We start from the raw sequence: 20,421 nt of genomic DNA, 5'->3' as shown, positions 1-20,421 counted from the left end.
CTTTTATCCCCCTAGATTAATATTATAGATTATTAACTGCTGCTCTTATTTCATCTCTCATCCTAATAGCTTCTTCTCTTGCAGCTACTGCAAATTCATCTTCTGGTCTATTTGACTTCTTATATGCAAGTAATATTCCCCTTGAAGAGTTAACTACTCCACCATTTCCATTATTTAAGTACATTGCTACATCTTTAGCTGTACCACCTTGCGCACCATAACCAGGTATTAAGAAGAACATATTGTTAAATCTTTTTCTAATTTCTTTTCCCTCTTCTGTATGAGTACAACCTATTACTCCACCTAATGGATGATATCCACAATCTGCTATGTGATCTTTACCAATTTCCATTAATCTATCACCTACAACATTGAATACCTTATCTCCTGATGTTGTATCTAAGCATTCTATATCTGCTGCCCCTGGATTTGAAGTTCTAACTAGGCAGAATATTCCCTTCTTACCAGTTGCTACATAAGGCATATATGGTTCAATACTATCCATTCCCATGTAAGGACTTAAAGTTACAAAATCAGCTTCAAAGTCTCCTTCAAAATGTCCCTTAGCATATTGACTTGCAGTTGCAGCAATATCTCCTCTCTTTATATCAGCAATGATTATTGCATCTTTTTCTCTTAAGTATTCTAAAGTTCTTCTATAAGCTCTAATACCTGTTAAACCTAATGCTTCATAATAAGCTATTTGAACCTTAAAACAAGCTGCAATATCATAAGTTTCATCAATAATAGCTTTATTAAAATCAACTATTGAATCCTCTAGTGATCTTCCGTCTCTTATGCAATTTGGAATATATTCTAATGCTGTATCAATACCTACACAAACTACTCCTCTTTCCTCTACTCTCTTATATAACTTATCCATTATATTCATAACTTAAATCCTCCTAAATATTATCTATTTATTATATACAACTTTTCCACTTTTAAAAGTCATTTGTACTTCACCATAGAATTCCATACCTTCAAATGGTGTGTTATGTCCCTTTGATACAAAGGTATTTCTATCTACTTTTATCTTCTTATTTAAGTCAAGTAAAACTAAGTCACCTTCAACTCCAACACTTATTTTGCCTTTGTTCATTCCAAGTATCTCTCCTGGATTCTTTGACATTATTTCACTTAACTTATTTATAGAAAGTCCACTATTTTTTACTAATGTAGTATAACAAATAGGAAAAGCCGTTTCTAATCCAACCATTCCTGGTGAACCCTTTTTCTTTTCTTCTTCAGTATGGGGTGCATGATCAGTTCCTATACAATCAACCATTCCAGTCTTAATTGCATTTATTAAATAATCAACATCCTCTTGTTCTCTTATAGGAGGATTTACCCTGTAGTCATTAACATCCCTTGTTAATAAGATATGATGTGGCGTTACTTCACATGTAACCTTAGCACCTAAAATCTTTGCATCTATTATATATTTCATTGACTCTATAGTTGAGACATGACACATATGAAGTCTCCCCCCAGTAAGCTTACATAACTCAACATCTCTCCAAGTCATCATATTCTCAGCAACTCTCATATCCATTGCAGAAAACTCTGATGTTTCTGCATGAGACATAACTATCCAGCCATACTCCTTAGCTTTTAATAGAGCATCATGCATTACTTGTCCGTTTCCTACACCTACTCCATCATCTGATATAGCCTTTATTTTTTTATCATCCTTAAGCTCATCTAAGTGAGTTAAAGTCTTTCCATCAAAATTTTTAGTTATAGATAAACATTGATGTAGATCTGCAAGGCCAACTTCTGCACCTCTATTTCTTACTTCTTCAAGTACCTCTTTAGTTGAACATATTGGATTAGTGTTTGCCATTAAACAAACTCCAGTATATCCTCCCTTAACAGCTGCCTTTGAACCAGTTTCTATATCTTCTTTCCAAGTTAAACCTGGTTCTCTAAAGTGAGCATGAGTATCTATAAATGATGGCATTAATGTTAATCCCTCAGCATTTATAATCTCTACATCCTTCTTACTTATTTCTGTAGCTATCTCCTTAATCAGTCCATTTTCAATGTATACATCTCCAATGAAATCCTGACTACAATCTACTATATTAGCTTTTTTTATTAATAAATTCATCTATGACACCCCTCTTTTTCCATACTATTTAAACTAAACTTCTGATAATTTAGTTACTTCGTCACAGTATTCACATCTATAAGTTCCCTTTTCTCTATTCATTAAAACAAAGGAATGAGGAACGTACTTCTCAACTCCAGTTATACATCTTGGATTCTTGCACATAAGAATATTTTCTACTTTTTCTGGTAGCTCAGGTCTGATCTTAGCTACTATTTTTTCATCCTTAACTTCATCTATAGTTATCTTTGGTGATAAAAGTCCAAGTACTGTATAGTCAATATCATTACAGTCATCCTTCTCTATTTTAATTATATCCTTTTTACCTAATTGTTTGCTCTCTGCATTTATAATTAATGCAACTCTATAATTAGTTTTATCTAGATTTAAATAATTAAAAATCTTTATACCCATTCCTGCTTCTATATGATCTATTACTAATCCGTTTTTAATACTTGTTATTTCTAACATTTAAATCACCTCCAAAAGCTTACACATTAATGCCATTCTTACATACATTCCATACTCAGCTTGTTTGAAGTAAGCTGCTCTAGAATCTTCATCTACTTCCATGGCTATTTCATTTACTCTTGGTAATGGATGCATTACTATCATATCCTTCTTCGCATCTTCCATCTTTTCTTTATCTAATATGTAACTGTCTTTAAGTCTAATATATTCATCTTCATTAAAGAATCTCTCTTTTTGAATTCTTGTCATATAAAGAATATCTAACTCACTTATAACATCTTCAAGTCTTTCGACTTCTTTAAATTCTATATTTCTCTTTTCAATAAACTCTTCTTTTATGTAATCTGGTACCTTTAATTCCTTTGGAGATATAAGAACAAACTTTGTTTCTTCATATCTTGACATTGCTTTTATTAATGAATGTACTGTTCTTCCAAACTTAAGATCTCCACATATTCCTACTGTATGTCCTCTTAATCCCTCTTTCATAAGCTGTATAGTAAGTAAATCTGTAAGAGTTTGTGTTGGATGTTGATGTCCACCATCACCTGCATTTATTACTGGTACACTTGAGAATTTGCTGGCTACTCTAGCTGATCCTTCCTTTGGATGTCTCATAGCTATAATATCAGTATAAATTGATACCATCTTTATAGTATCTGCAAGAGTTTCCCCCTTAGATGCTGAGCTTGAATTTGGTTCAGAAAAGCCTAAAATTTTGCCTCCTAGTTTCATCATTGCAGCCTCAAAGCTGAATCTTGTTCTTGTACTAGGCTCGTAGAAAAGTGTTGCTAAGATCTTCCCTTCACATACATTGGAGAATTTCTTAGGATCTTGAATAATTTGATGTGCTAATTCGAATACCTCATCTAATTCTTCAGTTGAAAAATCCATTGGGTCTATTAAATGTTTCTTTGTCATGTCAATCACTCCTTCTTAACTTCCCTGAGTTAAACTTAAAGGTAAAATAAAAGCCTTCCTTAATGTAAAGGAAGGCATAATAATCCTAATGTAAAATGGTATTAATTAATACTTCCTTATTGATCTCTCTGGACCAAATTAAAGGTTTTTTCTTTTCGTTAAGAATACCACCATTTAACTCTATTGTCAATGAAATAATCCATTCTATTCTTTCTTAAGCTTCTTATTTCTTATTATATTTATAAAGTCTTTTAAATATAAAATAATCAGAATTATCATTATAATTAATACTAATGGAGATATGAAAAGAAAGAATACAAGTAAAATTTTCGGTTTGAAATCTTCTCTTAAAATTCTACTACTAGTTAAATCTGTATACTTTGCCTCAAAAACAGGTACTCTTTTTCCTTCATAAGTAGTAGTCCCAATAACTTTACCATAAGTCATAAAATAACCTATTCCAGATGGATCAGCATTAATCTTATATGTATTAACACCTTTCAATTCTACATATTTTGTACTTATATTGATATATTTATCTCTTATTGATTCTTTTAATAAATCTTCCCCCTCTTCAACTCTATAAACAAGACCTGAATCCCAATTATCGTGAACTACTTTTATTGCAATATCCTCACTAGATAACTGTACCTTTTCATCTAACCTAGTTGGATAAATTAAGTATCCAGCTATACATATATATGCTATAACAAATATAAGTACTTTCGTTCTACCTCTTATCTTCCTCATTAATCCTCTCCCTTCTTACATAACAAGTCCTTCAAACTATCTATAAATATACCTGCTTTCTTATTTAATATTAAATCTACATATCCTCTGCTATTGCTACAGCTCTAACTAAACTTCCTTCCCCTTCTATCTTAAGAGGTAATGCTATTATTTTAAAAGTCTCAACATCCAAAAGACTTTCCAAATTACATAAATTCTCTAGTATAAATATATTATTTGCTAAAAGTATCTTATGAATTTCAAATGGATATCTATCTGGTGATGGCATATCAAAACCAACCATTTTCACTTTATTATCAACAAAGTATTTTGCTAATTCTTCTGATACTGTAGGATGATTATCATAGTATTCGCGAATCCCATACTTTTCTTCAAATCCAGTATATAAAATTACTATCTCTTTATTTTCTAGTAGTTCTTTATATCCCTCTTCTATTTTTATTTCTTTTTTACCTCTTACATCTAAAACTGCTGCTTCTCCAATAAACCTATCTACAGGAAATTCACTAATATATCTTTTATCCTCAGTTAAATGCATAGGACAATCTATGTGTGTGCCTATATGCAAGCCTGTCTTTAAGATGTAACTAGTATACTTATCTCTTTTGTAGTTTTTCTCTTCTGTAAGAAGAACTTCCATATCCCCTGGATATACAGGCATGCCTTCTTCTATTTTGTATGATAAATCTATATATTTCATTTCATCCTCCAATTAAAATAATACCTATTTCACTTTATAATACCTACACTTAATATTATGATATAAAAAATAACATGGACTATTTTTTAAGATATCACTTTAAAAAGTTATACCCTAAAAATATTAAAGTCCATGTTCTAGTAAAGCCTTTTATTTCATTATATCCCTAATATATCAAAACTAAATCTGCCACCATATTATTATGATAAATTACCTGCTTAATATCCAAAGGATTAAGATTTTTAATTAACCCCTCAATATTAGTATTCATATTAGAAAGATACTTCTTGATATACTCCCTACTATTTGTATATCCTACAGTATTTTCTGGAAGGTCCATCTTATCTTTTATTGATTTTACCCTATCAGCTATTACTTCAAGCTCATGCTGTATCCCTTGAATAAACTTTTCATCTTCAAAGACTACCATATTAGAAGCAATATTTAATCTCATCTCATCTGTTATATCTCTAAGATTATACACCTGATCCTCTAATTTAACTGCATCTTCTTTCCCTAATATCTTTATTAGTAAATCTTTTTGCATAATATATCCGCTCCTCTAGCTTTAAAATTATACTAGTATAAAGGTTGGGTCCCTAAGATTTCCTTAACGAGCTCCATATTAATATTCTCTTCTAATAAGTCACATAACTTATCATACTGAGTCATTTTATATTCACTATAGTTAATTTCATCCTTAACCTCTATTTTAAGCTTCTTCTTAATATCACTAATTAATTTTGAAGCAAACTCCCCTTCATCAAATATACCATGAAGATAGGTTCCATAAACATTTCCTTCTAGATTCTTTATCCCAAGAACCTCTCCATTATCACTAGTTATCCAAATATTATCCTTATTGATTACAAAACTCTCCCCATTATGAATTTCATATCCACTTACTATTGTACCAAAATTATCTCTTCCTGTAACTTGTCTAGTCCTTTTCATCATATTAAATGTAGTTACTATATCTAATAAACCTAGAGCCTCTTCTGTTCTTGGTTCACCTTCTACCCCTAATGGATCTTCAACCACTTTCCCAAGAATTTGGTAGCCACCACAGATTCCAATAATTAATGTACCTTTTTTGTTTTCCTGATCTATTACTTCTTTGAAACCACTATTCTTAATATAAAGTAAATCATCAATAGTATTTTTACTTCCTGGAATAATAATAACATTTGCTCCAACTAAATCTTTAGGATTTTCAACATATCTTATATTAACATCCGACATACTATCTAGAGCAGTGAAATCTGTAAAGTTAGACATATGGGGCAATCTTACTACTGCAATATCTACTCCTTGTTCTTTTACATTTCTTATTTTATCAGTAACTGCATCTTCATCTTCAATATCTAATTTAAAATAGGGCATTACACCAAGTACAGGTATATTTATTAACTCTTCTATTTGCTTCATAGCAGGCTCAAAGAATTCCTTTTTCCCTCTAAATTTATTTATAATAACACCCTTAACTCTTTTTCTTTCATCCTCTGTTAAAAGCATTATAGTTCCAACAATAGAAGCGAAAACTCCACCCCTATCTATATCTGCAACTAAAATAACAGGTGCATCTACTGCTTCAGCCATCTGCATATTTGCAATATCTGTTTCCCTTAAATTAATTTCTGCACAACTTCCTGATCCTTCAAGAACTATAAACTCATACTCCTTTGATATATCATCAAAAGCTTCCTTTGCTACTCCCTTTAAATACTTATTTAAATCCTTGTATTTATAAGAATCCATTGTACAATAAACCTGTCCTCTGACAATAACCTGTGTTTTACTATTTGCACTAGGTTTCATAAGAATTGGGTTCATGTACTCCTTAGGTTCTACTTCACAAGCCTCTGCTTGAACTACTTGTGCTCTACCTATTTCATCTCCATCCTTAGTAACAAAAGAATTTAAAGAAATATTCAAAGCTTTAAATGGAGCTACCTTATATCCTTGCCTTTTATAATATCTACAAAAAGCTGCTGCTAATGTACTTTTTCCTACAGATGATGCAGTTCCTAAAAACATAATCTTTTTAGTATCCATATATTTTCTCCTAATTAATGTCTAGAAATCCATGAGTATCAGTTAAAACATTACCTTGTACTTTAAAATCAATAGACTTCTTAAATAATGGTCCATCAAAAACAAAAGTATGATATTCACCATTTTCACCACAAGGGTCAGAACCTGTCTCTTTAATTCCCTGTACAACCTCCTTTGTAAGTATTTCACCTAAAAACTCTTCACCCAGACATTCTAGTTTTACATTCTTAATTACTGACTTAAATCCACTATCTATAAATTCATAAGTAAGATCCTCTCTACCTTCTTGCCATAGTGGAAATATAGCTTCCATTCCAACTGCATTACATCTTTCTGTACACCATTCCCTATGAGCTTCTATATCTATATCTCCAAATACACAAGCTTCTGCTCCCTTTTCTTTAGCTTCCCTTAAAGTCTTTTCATAAGCTTCCAAATATTCTCCTTCTTGACATTTAACTAAAAGCAAATCTATTCCTAAGGATGAGGATACTTCTTCCAATAAGGCCCCTGGTACTCCATGAAACCAACTTCTATTTTGCTTTTTATTAACTGTAACTAATAGACCAACTGGATCATTACCTTCTTTTATCATTCTATATAGTGCTAAAGTACTATCTTTACCACAACTATATGACATTATAAATTTTTTACCCATATCTATCCTCCTACACCCATTTTTCTAGAGCATCTACCATGAATCTTTTAATATTAATTCCATAAACATCCTTTAAAGACTCTTCCTCTAAAACCTCTTTAGTTTTTCCTGTAGCAACAACTTCTCCATCTTTTATCATTATTATTTCTTCACTAAAGATTTGTACTAAATTCAAATCATGTAAAACGCCAATAACTGTTTTATTATTCTCCTTAGTCCATTTATTTATATGTTCTAAAATCTCTATCTGACATTTTAAATCCAAATGATTAGTTGGTTCATCTAATAAAATTATATCTGGATCCTGTGCAAAGGCTCTTGCCAAATATACTCTCTGAAGTTGTCCACCAGATAATTCATTAATGAGTTTATCCTTATAATCTAGTAAGCCTACATCTTTAATGCAATTAATAACCATCTCTTCGTCTTCTTTAGAAAGACTTGAAAATACTCCATCCAAATGTGCATATCTTCCTAATGCCACTGTTTCAAAGACTGTATATGGAAAATAAATTTCTGCACTTTGAGTCATTAAAGCAATCTTCTTTGCTAGATTTTTTCTTTTAATTCCTTTTATCTCTTCCCCATCTATTGTAATGCTTCCTTTATAATCAATTAGCCTTGCAATAGATTTAAGAAGTGTTGTCTTACCACAACCATTAGGACCTACGATAGAAATGTTCTGACCTCTTTCAACTTTTACACTTACGTCCTTTATTATATCTATTCCATTGTATCCGCAATATAAATTCTTAATCTCTAGCATCTAATCACCTACTTCTCTTGCTAAAATATAAATACCCAAAGAATGGTGCACCTATAAGAGCTGTAATTGCCCCTACTGGAAGCTCTGATGGAGTTATTATAGTTCTAGCAACTAAATCTGTAATAACCATAAGTGATCCTCCAAAAGTAATGCACATAGGAATTACAAGCTTGTGACTTGATCCAAATATCTTTCTTACTAAGTGTGGAATAATCAAGTCTATAAATCCTATGGTTCCACTTAAAGCTACTGCAGTTCCTGTTAATATAGCTGTAGATACAAATAAACTTTTCTTTACTTTTTCTGTTTCTACCCCTACTGTTTTTGCTTGATCTTCACCAAAACTTAAAACATCCATTTCCCTACAATGTCTTAAAACTAATAGTACTCCTATAATGAAAAATGGTAATCCCACCATTAAATGTGACCAACCTCTCATTGAAAATGACCCCATTTGCCACATAGTTATTGCTTCAATCTTATTAGAATTTAATGCTGAAATTGTAGTAAGCATAGCATTAGCAAATAATGAAAATACCATACCCGACAAAATGATTGTGTTATTAGACAAGCCTTTATCAACTTTGTTTGCAAATATTATAACTGTAAATACTGTTACTAGTCCTGCTATAAATCCTATAAAAGGAAGAGCTAGGTTACCTATAAAAGGAATAGAAATCCCTAAAATTATATATACACCTACACCTAATGATGCACCTGATGAAACACCTAAGGTATAAGGTGATGCTAATGGATTTTTTAAAATAGACTGCATAACAGCTCCACTTACTGATAGTGCTGCACCTACCATAAATGCTAATAGAACCCTTGGTAGTCTAATTACCCATATAATTGCTACATCTTGACTTTGTATCCCTTCCATTAGTGGGAGATTAAATAGTTTATTCCCTATAATAGAAACAATACTAAATATATTAATATTGGAACTTCCTATGGAAGTTCCAATACAAATTGTTAAAAATACTATTGGAATTGATAATGCTAATAGTACTTTTCTTTTCTTATTACTCATACTTATCTGGGTAAACCGCCTTAGCCATTTCCTTTAAGGCTTTAATCACGTTTTGGCTTGGACGTGATGTTGTATTCTTATCTAAAAGGTATATATTGTTATTCTTCACAGCATTTATACCTTCCCAACCTGGTCTTGTAGCAATTGTTTTAATTGGTTCATCTAAGAAAGCTTGATTAGTTAATATAACATCTGGATTCTTCGAAATTACTGACTCTTCGCTTGGTGATATCCAGCTCTTTTCATCAGCAAAAATATTCTTTGCTCCTATAGTTTCAATTAATTCATTTAGGAAAGTTTCATTACCAAAGCTGCTTAATTTTGACCCTGAGCCAATTTCAAAATAAACCTTCTTCTTATCAGTAATTGTATCTCCTATTGCTTTTACTTCAGCAACATCCTTTTTCATTTCTTCTATTATCTTATTACCTTCTGATTTCTTATTTGTTAGTTCTGCTAAGAATTCTATATCTCCATAAATTCCTTCAATACTTACGCTACTTGGTAAATATACTACTGGAATCCCTGCTTCCTTAACTACTGCAAATGGATCTTCATCTCCAGCTCTATTATGACCAGATGCAATTATTATATCTGGATCATATCCTATAATAGCTTCCGCATCAGGATTTCTAAAATCTATCTTAGGTATATCACTTCTAATACCCTCAACATCTTCCGAATACTTGTCTACTGCTACTAATTTATCTGCTAGTCCTAATGCAACTAATACTTCTGTATTGGATGGTGCTGTAGAAATTATCCTTTCTATTTTTTTAGGGCTTGTAAATTCATTACCTTCCCTGTCCTTCATTGTTACTGCTTTTTCACCACAACCAACTAATAAAATTGCCATCATCATAGTTGCTAGAATTAAGCCTGTAAGTTTTTTAGTAATTTTCATAATGTACCTCCATTTTTATAAATATGGGGTTTGAATTGATACGTGTATTAAAAAATAAAAAAAGCACACCTAATAGGCATGCAAACTAACATTTTACTAATTTAAAACATAATAAGTAAAATGACAATACGCATCCTATAATTCCACCCTCAGGGAATAATAGCACTATCATATGAGGCAGGTATCCCGACTTAATCTCATCCTACATCTAACCTTCCCACACTTTTTAGTGCAGTGGTATCACTAGATTTCGTCAATTTCACGGTTACTGGGGTAGCTGAAGAATCTCACTTCATTCCCTATTAAGTAAAACACCCAATATGAGTCAATTCTTAAATAATTATAGTAGCGATGAAAGTTATTGTCAATTAAATATATTCATAAATGGAACTTTTCCTTCTTCATGTCTTCCAGTAAAGGAGTCTGTTCGATGATCACAGGTAATCTTTACTTCCCAATCCTTCTCATCTTTTACCTTACTTAATAGGGGGACTAATAATTCTTTTCTTATAATCTTTATATAATCTAATTTACCTTTAAAGTCCTTCCGATGAGCTAATTCATCAAGAGCATTTATATGTACTATAAGTTGCTCAGCCTCATTCATAAGTTGAAAGACTCCTATAAGTTTACCCTTTAAATTAGTATTATAGTCTCCTGTAGCTCCCTTTGGCTGAATAACTTTCATTCCCAATGCTTTTCCTATACCTGCTACTAAATCAATACCTGTTATTACTCCTGCTTTTCTACTATATGGCTCAAGTAGAATTTCTTTAGAAATTCCCCAAGGCCAAAACATACAGCCTTCCATATCTCTTTCTTTAAAGAATTTATAAGAATCCATTATTATTTTATTAATTAACTTATCCTTAGGAATCAGCCCTTTAACCTCTTCTCCTATGTGAAAATGCGGTGGATACAACTCCACATCTAACATAGTATTTAATACTAATAAGTTCTTATATTTATAGCAAGGATATAGCCTTCCATCCTCTATATTAAAATCTTTAAGTACATCCCTTATATTTTCTACCAAGTTACCACCAGTAAAGTCCTCTAAAATTCCCTTGTTAATTTTAACTATATTACATCTTAGGATAGACTGATTTTCTTTTATAATAATACCCCTATTAAGTCCTTCATAAAAAGCTCTTTCTCCTATATGGACCTTATCAGCAGGATATCCTAATATATTCATAATACAATTTAAACTATCTATATCTTTCCCTTTAACAGAAAAATCCTTCATTTCTTCCTTGAATTTTATGTCCAAATTCCCTAGAAGTAATTCTTTAAAGGAGTATCCTTCTAGTTTTTCTTCCATCAATCCATCTAATATAATTAAGATTTCCTTCATTTCTTAAATACCTTTCTTAAGGCTTCTATTAATCTACTATTTTCTTCCCTAGTTCTTACTGCAATTCTATAGAAGTTTCTATCTAACCCTACATAGTTATTACAACTTCTTACAAGAATACCTTCTCTTAATAATAATTCCCTTAAATCAATATCTAAATTCACCTTGAAGAATATAAAGTTAACAGCACCTTCATATACCATAAGCTCTCTAAATTCACTAATAGAGTTAAATAGAAATCTCTTTTCTAACTTAACAAATTCTATTGTTTCTTTTATATAATCTCTTTGCTCCATTGCAACCTTTGCCCCTGCTGCTGCAACAGTATTTATTGACCATGAAATTGAAACCTTATTTATGGCTTCAAGATACTCAACATTTTTAGTAATCCCATAACCTATTCTTATTCCTGGGAAGGCAAAGAATTTAGTAAGGGATTTAACTACAATTAGATTATTATATTCACTACAAATATCAATAGCGGAATATTCCTTATTATTCTCTATGAAATCTAAGAAGGACTCGTCAATTACTACTGTAGTATTACTTTTTCTACTTTTCTTAATAAGCTTTTCAAGATATTCCTTTTTTGTTAATACTCCAGTTGGATTATTAGGATTACATATAAATATCATATCTATATCTTCATTGACTAAATCTATAAATTCTTCATCTAAAGTAAAGTTATCACCTAACTTATAATTTATAACTTCACTATTTATAGACTCTACTGCCTCAGCATATTCTGAAAAGGTTGGCGCTGGTAATAGAACCTTCTTTGGTTTTAATCCTCTGACAATATTAAATATAACTTCTGCTGCACCATTTCCCAAAAGTATATTTTCTTCCTTAACTCCTTCATATTTTGAAATTCCAGCTTTAAGTTCATGGTAAGTTATATCTGGATATCTTTCTATCTTCTCTAAAGCTTTTATCATCTCTTCTTTAACCTTTTTAGAAAGACCTAAAGGGTTAATATTAGCTGAAAAATCAATTATACTTTCCTCTTCAATATTATATTTTCTTGATATTTCTTCAACATTTCCACCATGTCCTAAATTCATATAATTAATCCTCCAAGATAAGTAACTAAAATTGCTAGAGCAAAGCCTAAAGAAGTAACTACAAATAAAATATTATTTGTTTTATCTAAATCTGAAATCTCAATATCCTTTAAATTATCACCAATTATAGGTTTTTCAACAAGCTTTCCAAAATAATAGTTTGCTCCACCTAATCTTATTCCAAGTGCTCCAGCAACTGCTGCTTCTGGATGAGCACTATTAGGGCTAGTATGATTGTATCTATCTCTTTTATAAACTCTATAGCTTCCCTTGTAATCCAAAGATAATATAAAGGCTGAAACTACTACTAAATATCCTGTAATTCTTGCAGGTATATAATTAAATAAATCATCTAGCTTTGCTGAAACAAAACCAAAGTCTATGTACTTATCATTCTTATATCCAAACATAGAGTCACAAGTATTCACTGCCTTATATGCCATAGCTAGAGGTGCTCCCCCTATAGCTGCAAAACATAAGGGTGCTATTATTCCATCAGACATATTTTCTGCAACAGTTTCTATTACTGCTCTTGTAATTCCCTTCTCATCAAGAGATTTTGTATCTCTACCTACTATGTATGAAAGCTGTTTTCTAGCTCCATCAATATCTCCACTTCTTAAAATATTTATTACCTTTAGACCTTCAACCTTTAATCCCTTTGATGAAAGACAAAAGTAAATTAAAATCCCCTCAATGATTATTCCTAACATAGGATTAATCAAATAAACTCCTTTTACAACCAAGAAGGTTACACCAAAGGTTATCCATACAAGAATTAGCCAAGTAAATAACCCAGCCATCTTTAATTTATTATGTAAAAGCCTTCTAAACAAAGCTTCTAATTTCATTCCTAAACTTCCTATAATTCTAACTGGATGAAACGGATTATGCGGATCTCCAATAATTAAATCCAATATGAATCCAATAGTTAATGCTAACATATACTATAACTCCTCTAAAACTTCAATTCTTATATCACTATCTCTTATTATTTCTATCTTGTAACCAGAACCACAACTAGGTTGATAGCTGTAAAAATCCCTATCTCCACGGAAAAATAGTTCCAATAAGGTTCCTATAGTCCCTCCATGACATACTAATATTCCTTCATTTTCATCATTGGCTATAATTTCATCTATTAATTCATTTAGGGCTTTGGTCAATCTAATATAAAATTCCTTTTTACTCTCTCCATTTGGGCATTTTACAGTACCAGTTTTATCAGTTATCCAAGAAATATATCTTTCATCTTCCTTTAACATTTCATAGGATTTCATCTCAAAATCCCCAAAATCATATTCAAAGAAATCCCTTCTCTCCTCATAGTCTTTGTCCTTAAATATCAGCTTAAAAGTCTCATTTGCTCTCTTAGCTCCACTTGTATAGTTAAGTTTACAATTTGGATAATTCCTTTCCCCTATTGATCTCTTAATCTCTTTGATACCTAATTCACTTAAAGAAACATCACTTTTACCACAGTATAATCTTTTTTCATTACATATTGTTTTACCATGTCTTATAACATATAAAATAATCTTATTCATCTTTCAACACCATTGGAAGTCCACAAAAAATCCTACAAACTTTATTACTTTCCTTAGTTAATAGCTGTAATACCCTTCCTGTTTCTTCCCTCCACTTTCTATCCTCCTTTTCAATTGGAACTATTCCCGAGGAAATATCATCACAAATCAAAATCTTCCCTCTTAAATTATGTAAATTCTCTTTAAAATATATAAGAGAGCTTTTTCCTTCTAATGTATTATTATAAATTAGCTTATCTATTCCACTTATAACCTTTTTAGAAAAATCAATTTCCCCTGAAGAACAATAAAATATATCCTCATCATTTATATTTAAATTTTCCTTAATATATCGTAACTTGCCATTATAGGCTCCACCAAAATAAAGTTCCAAAATTACCACTCCTACATAATACCTAATGTTAAAATACCAAATAACTCACTTATTACAAGAATATATCCTGCCACGTCTCCATTAATTCCACCTAGTTCCTTTTCACAATTGTTAACTAAAAGAAATCCTACTATTCCCATTAGAATTACCATAATCAAATGATTTACACTTATTCTATAGCTTAATAAAATCATTATTAAATAAATTCCAATTAAGATAACTTTATCTACAATCCCAGTTCCATCTTTAAATAGCTTCCCAAAATAACTTTCACCAATAGAATCTTTAGTTATCATAAAGTATCCCACCATACTTCTAGATACAATAGGTATAATTAGAAAGTATAATGGATTTTTTCCATTTACAAGAACTGTATATATTGCTGCAAACTCAATAATAAGTACTAATGCTAAAGATATTACTGCAAAGGCACCTACTGTTGAGTCCTTAAGTATTCTTATTTTTTCTTCCTTAGGTCTTCTAGATAATAATGCGTCACTTACATCCATAAATCCATCTAAATGCAAAAATCCCGTTAACAAATATGGTACTGCAAGCAATATAGCTGAGGATAAGATAGCTTGGCAGCCTATTAGTTTTAATAAATAATATGCTCCATACCAAAGTCCCCCTATAACAAGACCTATAAGGGGATAAATCTTCATTATGTGCTTTGCTGATCTTTCTTCCCATATATACTTAGGTAATGGGATTACTGTAAACATACTAATTGCCATATTTAAGGCATTACCTAAATCTTTCATTATCAATCTTCTCCTTTCCTTTGTGAACAATTGCATTCCCAAAGGAAGATTCTATAACCACATCTGCAGCCTTTGCTACATTGCAATTTATTCTTCCAAGCTCTCTTTTAAAAACCTCAGTATAATTATCATATTTAATTCCATCACTAAAAACGTAATCTGATACTATTACTAAATTCTTTACTTTACTAGATACCTCAATAATATCATTTGATATTTTATTACTAATCTTTTCATTTATCTCTTTATTACTAAACATTTCATTTGTTGCTAGTGATGTAATACTATCCAATAAGATAGTATCATTATGCTTTAGCTTAACTGAAATCTCCTGTATATCTTTTTGCTTTTCTATAGTAATGAATCCATGACCATCTCTCACTTTAACATGCTCTGCTATTCTCTCTAAATCCTCCTTATCATAAGGCTTCATTGTAGCTAAATAGTATAGCTTTCCATTATCATTCTTTAGCCTTTCTGCATAATACTCTCCAAAGTATGATTTCTTGCTTTTAGCTCCACCAACAATAAAAATTATCATATATTAAATTCCTCTTATTTTACTATATAGTTTTCTTCACCACGAACTTCTTCAAGGTAGCTATCATCTATTTCTCCCTCTTCAAAGGTTGCCATATTTTCCATCATAGAAATAGCAAACTCAATTACTGAAAAGGCAATTGGACAACCACTTCCTTCCCCTAACCTCATACCTAGATTAAGAATAGGGGAAAGTCCTAATTCCTTCATTGCTAAATTATATCCTATTTCCTCTGATTTATGGGAAGGGATACAGAAATCTTTAACATTTTCATTTAATCTTGTAGCACATAAGGCTGCAACTACTGATATAAATCCATCTATAACCACAGGCATTCTATAATAGGCTGCTCCAAGGAATACTCCTGTCATTCCAGCAATATCATATCCACCAACCTTTGCTATAATATCAATTGGATCATTTCTATCTATATCCTTACTTTCTATTGCAGTTCTTACTACATGTTTTTTCTTATTAAAAGCTTCTTCAGTAACTCCTCCACCTTTACCAACTACTTCTTCTATTTCACAGTTTATAAGAGCTGATAATACTGCTGCAGATGTAGTAGTGTTTCCTATTCCCATTTCTCCCACACCTATAATATGGTAACCCTCTTCTTTTGCTTTCTTAACCATTTCTATTCCTATAGAAATTCCTTCTTCTGCTTGGATATAAGTCATAGCATCTTCTTTAAATATGTTCTTAGTCCCCTTAGATATTTTCCTATTTATTACTCCCTTTATTTTCTCATCTGAGTTTATTCCAATATCTACAACCATTAACTTTGTATTATTAGTTTTAGATAATGCAGCAACTCCTGTTTTGCCTTTAATAAAATTCTTAGTTTGTGCTAGTGTTACATATTGAGGTGCAGAAGCTACTCCTTCTTCTACAACTCCATTATCTGAACTCATTATTATTACACATTTATTTTCAATCTTATTATATACTTTTCCTGTTATACCAGCTAACTTAACAACTATATCTTCTAATCTTCCAAGGCTGCCTAATGGCTTTGCCAAGGAGTCTACTCTTATTCTTGCCTCTTCAATACTTGTTAAATACTTTGGTTCTATTCCTTTTATAATATTATGTAACATAGGATACCTCCTTTTTCTAAATTCTATTATATCATTATCACTTTATATAATTTAAAAATAACCTAATAAGAATATAATAGGCTAAGAGATAAACCTTTAAGTCCCTCCTAGCCTTTACTATATCATAATATAATTCATTAAAATAACTGTAAATAAATAAAAAATAACAAAAGTTACCCTTACTTTAGATAGCTTAAAACTATAATTGTAATTATGTTTTCCTACATAGCATCTGTTTTTTAAGGATAGGTTTATTTCTCTCCATCTAAATATTAAATTTTTAAATGTAATTCCACAGACCTTTCCAAAATCTATAATACTATTTTTTAACCCACAAAAGCCAGCCCTAGATTTCATTGCCTTAAATGTTGTTACAAAATCATCTTCTATAACTGAAATAAATCTTTCCATTACTTTTATAATATCACCAACATCTCTTAAATACTCAAACTTGCTCATTAAATAAACAAGATGATTTATAGGAGTTGTTAATGACAAAAATGCAATGGTTAATGATCCATTTAAAATCCTCAAAACTAAAAGCACTATATATTCTACTGAGTTACCTTGCCAAAGCAAGGTAACTGCAGTGAATATAAAAAATGCACCTGTTATACATATAAATTTTTTAATCATATTAAATGGATTCTTAGCCTTTATGTTTAATATTATAAAGAAAACTATGTTACCTAAGATAATATAGATATTTTCTGTATAACTACAGCTAATTAATGATACTAATACCAATCCTATCTTTTCCACAGGATGTATATATGAATATTTACTATTAAGACTGTACAGGCTTATTTCCCTTATCATATCTTTTTTTACCTATAAAGTATCCTATAATCCCTGCACCAACAGCTGCTTGCATAGAGAATAAGAAACTTTCAACCTCTCCTGAAGGTGGCTCCCAAAGGCTTTCTGCCCATGGCTCATACTCTGCATTTATTTCTGTAATTATTCCTTCTGCCTGTGCATCTGCCCCTTCAAACTCACCATTACTACTTACAATGAATGGTACTACTATTAACGCAACACATAATACTATTAAAGTTAAATTCTTTTTCTTCATTATAGTAGCCCCTCCCCAACTTCATTTAATTCCTTTGAAGCATATTTCTTCATAAAGTCAAAGATAATAACTGATATTATACCTTCTACTATTGCTAAAGGTACTTGAGTTACTGCAAATACACTTAAGAATTGTAGTGCTGATGTTATTACTCCTCCATCTGGTGACGGGAAAGCTAAAGCTAATTGTATTGATGTAACTATATAAGTAAATAAATTACCTAAGGCACATCCTAGGAATATTGCAACTGATTGATTTTTCTTTCTAAATAATCTGTATACTCCGTAAGCAACTAATGGTCCTACAATGCCCATTGATACAACGTTAGCACCAAGAGTTGTTAATCCTCCATGAGCTAATAATAAAGCTTGGAACAATAGTACCACAACAGATATTATGGCCATTACTATTGGTCCAAAAACTATTGCTCCAAGACCAGTTCCTGTTGGATGTGATGAACTACCTGTAACTGATGGTAACTTTAATGCCGACATCATAAATACATAAGCAGCCATAACAGCTAATAACATTTTAATTTCACTATTCTTCTTTATTACTTTTCTAAGCTCTCTTACACTTAATATTACAAATGGCGTAGCTAATACAAAGTAGAAAACACACCAATTTAAAGCCAAGTATCCTTCTGCTATATGCATAGCATACGCATTAACTGGAATAGTTAAGGCTAATGCTAAAGCAAAGATTACAAAACCTATTTTCTTCATTTTCATCCCCCAAAGTTATTTATATTTTCTATTAAAAATTCCACTAAACTATGAATATCGTTAAATATTTTTCCATAACAGACTTTTGGTTTTTCCAGCAAGATAACTTGTACTTCATTATCTAAAGCTGCCTCTATTTTTTCTTTTGTCCCACCTTCAAGTCCGCTATCTTTTGTTATAAGAGCTCTTATGTTGTATTCTAGAATAATTCCTTTATTTAATTCATATCCAAATGGACCTTTTATAGCTATTATATCTTCAATAGATACTCCCAACTTAATAATCTTCTCTAATACTTTTACTGATGGAAGTATTCTATGAATTACCCTGTTTTTTAAATTCAAATTCTTTATGGTAGCAATATTATTACTACCTGTAGTATTTAAAACATTACCATCTATATTTTTTAAAACTTCATTTAACTCATCATAAGATTGAATTTTAATTATGCCTTTATTACTTTTTATGTCTTCAAAAAAGCTTTTCCTTTCATATCTAACATAGTATATACCCATATCTTCGCAAACTGAAATTGCAGTTTTGCTTACTTCTTGAGCATAAGGATGTGATGCATCCACTAAAACTTTAAGTCCATATTTTTTTACTAATTCTTTAAACTGATCTTTATCTAGAGGCTCACTATTAATATACTTAGTTTTATAAGTCTTTAGTAAATCCCCACCATATTTTGTAGCAGTTGAAACTACTATATCATCAGTAACCTTATTCATTAATGAAAGAATCTCTTTACCTTCTGATGTACCTAATATGAAACCTATCATATAGAATATCCCCTTGGTGTAATGAACTCTCCATCCTTAATATAGCTTTTTGTATTTCCAATAATAACAATAGACATCATATCAACAATTGAATCATCGAAGTTTTCGATTGTTGTTACGGTTGATTCTTGTCCTTCTCTTAATGCATGTCTGACTACAGCTATTGGCGTTGTTCCATTTCTGTATTCTTTTATAATTTCAATACATTCTTTTAAATAATGCGGTCTACCTTTACTTTTAGGATTATATAAAGATATTATGAAATCTCCTTCAGCCGCTAACTTGACACGTCTTTTAATATCTTCATAGGGTGTCATTAAATCACTTAAACTTATATTGCAATTGTCATGCATTAAGGGTGCTCCAACTACTGAACCAGCTGCACTTGAAGCTGTTATCCCAGGAATTACTTCAACCTCTTCATCAGTTTTTAATTCTAATATTAAACCTGCCATTCCATAAATACCTGAATCTCCTGTACTTATAAGTGCTACAGTATTATCTTTAGCCAACCTTAATGCTTCTCTGCACCTTTCTTCTTCTCCACGCATTCCTGTTTGGAATACTTCCTTTCCACATATTAGGGATTTAATCATTGCAACATACTTTGTATAACCAACTATAATATTACTCTCTTCTATAGCCTTAATAGCCTTCATTGTTATATGATCCAATCCCCCTGGCCCAATACCTATAACATATAATTTCCCCATTACAACTCT

At 31.0% G+C, this 20,421-nt stretch carries 25 protein-coding genes and 1 riboswitch; all 25 genes read right to left on the bottom strand.

Annotated features, from left to right (window positions below; genetic code table 11):
* Positions 1-22 precede the first annotated feature (22 nt).
* The gene (gene pyrF / locus ACSYT2_RS03730) at positions 23-892 is read right to left on the bottom strand and encodes an orotidine-5'-phosphate decarboxylase (RefSeq protein WP_438383579.1); all 870 of its coding nucleotides are present in this window, start codon (positions 890-892) and stop codon (positions 23-25) included.
* A 24-nt stretch (positions 893-916) separates the two neighbouring features.
* Complete coding sequence (locus tag ACSYT2_RS03725; protein WP_438383577.1) at positions 917-2,113, bottom strand: dihydroorotase; 1,197 nt, start codon at positions 2,111-2,113, stop codon at positions 917-919.
* Positions 2,114-2,146: 33 nt separating this feature from the next.
* Entirely contained in the window at positions 2,147-2,584 is a 438-nt protein-coding gene (locus tag ACSYT2_RS03720) for an aspartate carbamoyltransferase regulatory subunit (protein WP_430855831.1), read from the bottom strand.
* On the bottom strand, positions 2,585-3,505 hold the full coding sequence (pyrB, locus tag ACSYT2_RS03715; RefSeq protein ID WP_438383576.1) for an aspartate carbamoyltransferase: 921 nt from the start codon (positions 3,503-3,505) through the stop codon (positions 2,585-2,587).
* 204 nt (positions 3,506-3,709) lie between these two features.
* Positions 3,710-4,255 carry a hypothetical protein gene (locus tag ACSYT2_RS03710; RefSeq protein WP_438383574.1) on the bottom strand — a complete coding sequence of 182 codons (546 nt, stop codon included), beginning with the start codon at positions 4,253-4,255 and terminating at the stop codon, positions 3,710-3,712.
* Between the two features lie 76 nt (positions 4,256-4,331).
* Positions 4,332-4,955, bottom strand: a complete 624-nt coding sequence (locus ACSYT2_RS03705) for a cyclase family protein (RefSeq protein WP_438383573.1) — start codon at positions 4,953-4,955, stop codon at positions 4,332-4,334.
* A gap of 166 nt (positions 4,956-5,121) precedes the next feature.
* Positions 5,122-5,502 carry a hypothetical protein gene (locus tag ACSYT2_RS03700; protein WP_438383571.1) on the bottom strand — a complete coding sequence of 127 codons (381 nt, stop codon included), beginning with the start codon at positions 5,500-5,502 and terminating at the stop codon, positions 5,122-5,124.
* Positions 5,503-5,534: 32 nt separating this feature from the next.
* Complete coding sequence (locus ACSYT2_RS03695; RefSeq protein ID WP_430855826.1) at positions 5,535-7,010, bottom strand: cobyric acid synthase; 1,476 nt, start codon at positions 7,008-7,010, stop codon at positions 5,535-5,537.
* A 10-nt stretch (positions 7,011-7,020) separates the two neighbouring features.
* Positions 7,021-7,668: a Dph6-related ATP pyrophosphatase gene (locus tag ACSYT2_RS03690; RefSeq protein WP_438383569.1), complete on the bottom strand. Its 648-nt coding sequence runs from the start codon at positions 7,666-7,668 to the stop codon at positions 7,021-7,023.
* 10 nt (positions 7,669-7,678) lie between these two features.
* Positions 7,679-8,434, bottom strand: a complete 756-nt coding sequence (locus ACSYT2_RS03685) for an ABC transporter ATP-binding protein (RefSeq protein ID WP_430855823.1) — start codon at positions 8,432-8,434, stop codon at positions 7,679-7,681.
* Between the two features lie 4 nt (positions 8,435-8,438).
* The gene (locus ACSYT2_RS03680; RefSeq protein ID WP_430855822.1) at positions 8,439-9,467 is read right to left on the bottom strand and encodes a FecCD family ABC transporter permease; all 1,029 of its coding nucleotides are present in this window, start codon (positions 9,465-9,467) and stop codon (positions 8,439-8,441) included.
* Positions 9,460-10,371 carry an ABC transporter substrate-binding protein gene (locus ACSYT2_RS03675; protein ID WP_430855821.1) on the bottom strand — a complete coding sequence of 304 codons (912 nt, stop codon included), beginning with the start codon at positions 10,369-10,371 and terminating at the stop codon, positions 9,460-9,462. Before ACSYT2_RS03675 ends, ACSYT2_RS03680 begins: the two co-directional genes overlap by 8 nt.
* Before the next feature lie 159 nt (positions 10,372-10,530).
* A riboswitch (cobalamin riboswitch) is annotated at positions 10,531-10,705 on the bottom strand.
* A 30-nt stretch (positions 10,706-10,735) separates the two neighbouring features.
* Positions 10,736-11,728, bottom strand: coding sequence for a hypothetical protein (locus ACSYT2_RS03670; protein WP_438383566.1), 993 nt, complete (start codon positions 11,726-11,728; stop codon positions 10,736-10,738).
* The gene (gene cobD, locus ACSYT2_RS03665) at positions 11,725-12,792 is read right to left on the bottom strand and encodes a threonine-phosphate decarboxylase CobD (protein ID WP_430855819.1); all 1,068 of its coding nucleotides are present in this window, start codon (positions 12,790-12,792) and stop codon (positions 11,725-11,727) included. The genes ACSYT2_RS03670 and cobD overlap by 4 nt, the downstream gene beginning before the upstream one ends.
* Positions 12,789-13,736 (bottom strand): adenosylcobinamide-phosphate synthase CbiB, encoded by a 948-nt coding sequence (gene cbiB / locus ACSYT2_RS03660; protein ID WP_438383563.1) that lies wholly within the window; start codon positions 13,734-13,736, stop codon positions 12,789-12,791. The genes cobD and cbiB overlap by 4 nt, the downstream gene beginning before the upstream one ends.
* A gap of 3 nt (positions 13,737-13,739) precedes the next feature.
* Entirely contained in the window at positions 13,740-14,339 is a 600-nt protein-coding gene (locus ACSYT2_RS03655) for a histidine phosphatase family protein (protein ID WP_438383562.1), read from the bottom strand.
* Complete coding sequence (locus ACSYT2_RS03650) at positions 14,332-14,712, bottom strand: bifunctional adenosylcobinamide kinase/adenosylcobinamide-phosphate guanylyltransferase (RefSeq protein WP_438383561.1); 381 nt, start codon at positions 14,710-14,712, stop codon at positions 14,332-14,334. The genes ACSYT2_RS03655 and ACSYT2_RS03650 overlap by 8 nt, the downstream gene beginning before the upstream one ends.
* 11 nt (positions 14,713-14,723) lie before the next feature.
* Positions 14,724-15,476, bottom strand: coding sequence for an adenosylcobinamide-GDP ribazoletransferase (locus ACSYT2_RS03645; RefSeq protein WP_438383559.1), 753 nt, complete (start codon positions 15,474-15,476; stop codon positions 14,724-14,726).
* On the bottom strand, positions 15,460-16,017 hold the full coding sequence (locus ACSYT2_RS03640; protein WP_438383557.1) for a bifunctional adenosylcobinamide kinase/adenosylcobinamide-phosphate guanylyltransferase: 558 nt from the start codon (positions 16,015-16,017) through the stop codon (positions 15,460-15,462). The genes ACSYT2_RS03645 and ACSYT2_RS03640 overlap by 17 nt, the downstream gene beginning before the upstream one ends.
* A 14-nt stretch (positions 16,018-16,031) precedes the next feature.
* Positions 16,032-17,117, bottom strand: coding sequence for a nicotinate-nucleotide--dimethylbenzimidazole phosphoribosyltransferase (gene cobT / locus ACSYT2_RS03635; RefSeq protein ID WP_438383554.1), 1,086 nt, complete (start codon positions 17,115-17,117; stop codon positions 16,032-16,034).
* Between the two features lie 117 nt (positions 17,118-17,234).
* Positions 17,235-17,879: a CbiQ family ECF transporter T component gene (locus tag ACSYT2_RS03630; RefSeq protein ID WP_438383552.1), complete on the bottom strand. Its 645-nt coding sequence runs from the start codon at positions 17,877-17,879 to the stop codon at positions 17,235-17,237.
* A 25-nt stretch (positions 17,880-17,904) separates the two neighbouring features.
* Complete coding sequence (locus ACSYT2_RS03625; protein WP_438383550.1) at positions 17,905-18,192, bottom strand: energy-coupling factor ABC transporter substrate-binding protein; 288 nt, start codon at positions 18,190-18,192, stop codon at positions 17,905-17,907.
* Complete coding sequence (locus tag ACSYT2_RS03620; protein WP_430855810.1) at positions 18,192-18,917, bottom strand: energy-coupling factor ABC transporter permease; 726 nt, start codon at positions 18,915-18,917, stop codon at positions 18,192-18,194. Before ACSYT2_RS03620 ends, ACSYT2_RS03625 begins: the two co-directional genes overlap by 1 nt.
* A gap of 2 nt (positions 18,918-18,919) precedes the next feature.
* Positions 18,920-19,699 carry a cobalt-precorrin-6A reductase gene (locus ACSYT2_RS03615; RefSeq protein ID WP_430855809.1) on the bottom strand — a complete coding sequence of 260 codons (780 nt, stop codon included), beginning with the start codon at positions 19,697-19,699 and terminating at the stop codon, positions 18,920-18,922.
* Positions 19,696-20,412, bottom strand: coding sequence for a precorrin-3B C(17)-methyltransferase (gene cobJ, locus ACSYT2_RS03610; protein ID WP_438383547.1), 717 nt, complete (start codon positions 20,410-20,412; stop codon positions 19,696-19,698). The genes ACSYT2_RS03615 and cobJ overlap by 4 nt, the downstream gene beginning before the upstream one ends.
* Positions 20,413-20,421 lie beyond the last annotated feature (9 nt).

Source organism: Clostridium zhoujianii (assembly GCF_051590805.1).
Lineage (GTDB): Bacteria > Bacillota > Clostridia > Clostridiales > Clostridiaceae > Clostridium.
The sequence above is the reverse complement of the archived record's forward strand: the minus strand, read 5'-3'. Positions and strand labels throughout refer to the sequence as shown.

Coding starts and splice junctions, on each gene's coding strand:
- pyrF (WP_438383579.1), bottom strand. CDS start 892: ATGAATATAATGGATAAGTTATATAAGAGAGTAGAGGAAAGAGGAGTA.
- ACSYT2_RS03725 (WP_438383577.1), bottom strand. CDS start 2,113: ATGAATTTATTAATAAAAAAAGCTAATATAGTAGATTGTAGTCAGGAT.
- ACSYT2_RS03720 (WP_430855831.1), bottom strand. CDS start 2,584: ATGTTAGAAATAACAAGTATTAAAAACGGATTAGTAATAGATCATATA.
- pyrB (WP_438383576.1), bottom strand. CDS start 3,505: ATGACAAAGAAACATTTAATAGACCCAATGGATTTTTCAACTGAAGAA.
- ACSYT2_RS03710 (WP_438383574.1), bottom strand. CDS start 4,255: ATGAGGAAGATAAGAGGTAGAACGAAAGTACTTATATTTGTTATAGCA.
- ACSYT2_RS03705 (WP_438383573.1), bottom strand. CDS start 4,955: ATGAAATATATAGATTTATCATACAAAATAGAAGAAGGCATGCCTGTA.
- ACSYT2_RS03700 (WP_438383571.1), bottom strand. CDS start 5,502: ATGCAAAAAGATTTACTAATAAAGATATTAGGGAAAGAAGATGCAGTT.
- ACSYT2_RS03695 (WP_430855826.1), bottom strand. CDS start 7,010: ATGGATACTAAAAAGATTATGTTTTTAGGAACTGCATCATCTGTAGGA.
- ACSYT2_RS03690 (WP_438383569.1), bottom strand. CDS start 7,668: ATGGGTAAAAAATTTATAATGTCATATAGTTGTGGTAAAGATAGTACT.
- ACSYT2_RS03685 (WP_430855823.1), bottom strand. CDS start 8,434: ATGCTAGAGATTAAGAATTTATATTGCGGATACAATGGAATAGATATA.
- ACSYT2_RS03680 (WP_430855822.1), bottom strand. CDS start 9,467: ATGAGTAATAAGAAAAGAAAAGTACTATTAGCATTATCAATTCCAATA.
- ACSYT2_RS03675 (WP_430855821.1), bottom strand. CDS start 10,371: ATGAAAATTACTAAAAAACTTACAGGCTTAATTCTAGCAACTATGATG.
- ACSYT2_RS03670 (WP_438383566.1), bottom strand. CDS start 11,728: ATGAAGGAAATCTTAATTATATTAGATGGATTGATGGAAGAAAAACTA.
- cobD (WP_430855819.1), bottom strand. CDS start 12,792: ATGAATTTAGGACATGGTGGAAATGTTGAAGAAATATCAAGAAAATAT.
- cbiB (WP_438383563.1), bottom strand. CDS start 13,736: ATGTTAGCATTAACTATTGGATTCATATTGGATTTAATTATTGGAGAT.
- ACSYT2_RS03655 (WP_438383562.1), bottom strand. CDS start 14,339: ATGAATAAGATTATTTTATATGTTATAAGACATGGTAAAACAATATGT.
- ACSYT2_RS03645 (WP_438383559.1), bottom strand. CDS start 15,476: ATGAAAGATTTAGGTAATGCCTTAAATATGGCAATTAGTATGTTTACA.
- ACSYT2_RS03640 (WP_438383557.1), bottom strand. CDS start 16,017: ATGATAATTTTTATTGTTGGTGGAGCTAAAAGCAAGAAATCATACTTT.
- cobT (WP_438383554.1), bottom strand. CDS start 17,117: ATGTTACATAATATTATAAAAGGAATAGAACCAAAGTATTTAACAAGT.
- ACSYT2_RS03625 (WP_438383550.1), bottom strand. CDS start 18,192: ATGAAGAAAAAGAATTTAACTTTAATAGTATTATGTGTTGCGTTAATA.
- ACSYT2_RS03620 (WP_430855810.1), bottom strand. CDS start 18,917: ATGAAGAAAATAGGTTTTGTAATCTTTGCTTTAGCATTAGCCTTAACT.
- ACSYT2_RS03615 (WP_430855809.1), bottom strand. CDS start 19,699: ATGATAGGTTTCATATTAGGTACATCAGAAGGTAAAGAGATTCTTTCA.
- cobJ (WP_438383547.1), bottom strand. CDS start 20,412: ATGGGGAAATTATATGTTATAGGTATTGGGCCAGGGGGATTGGATCAT.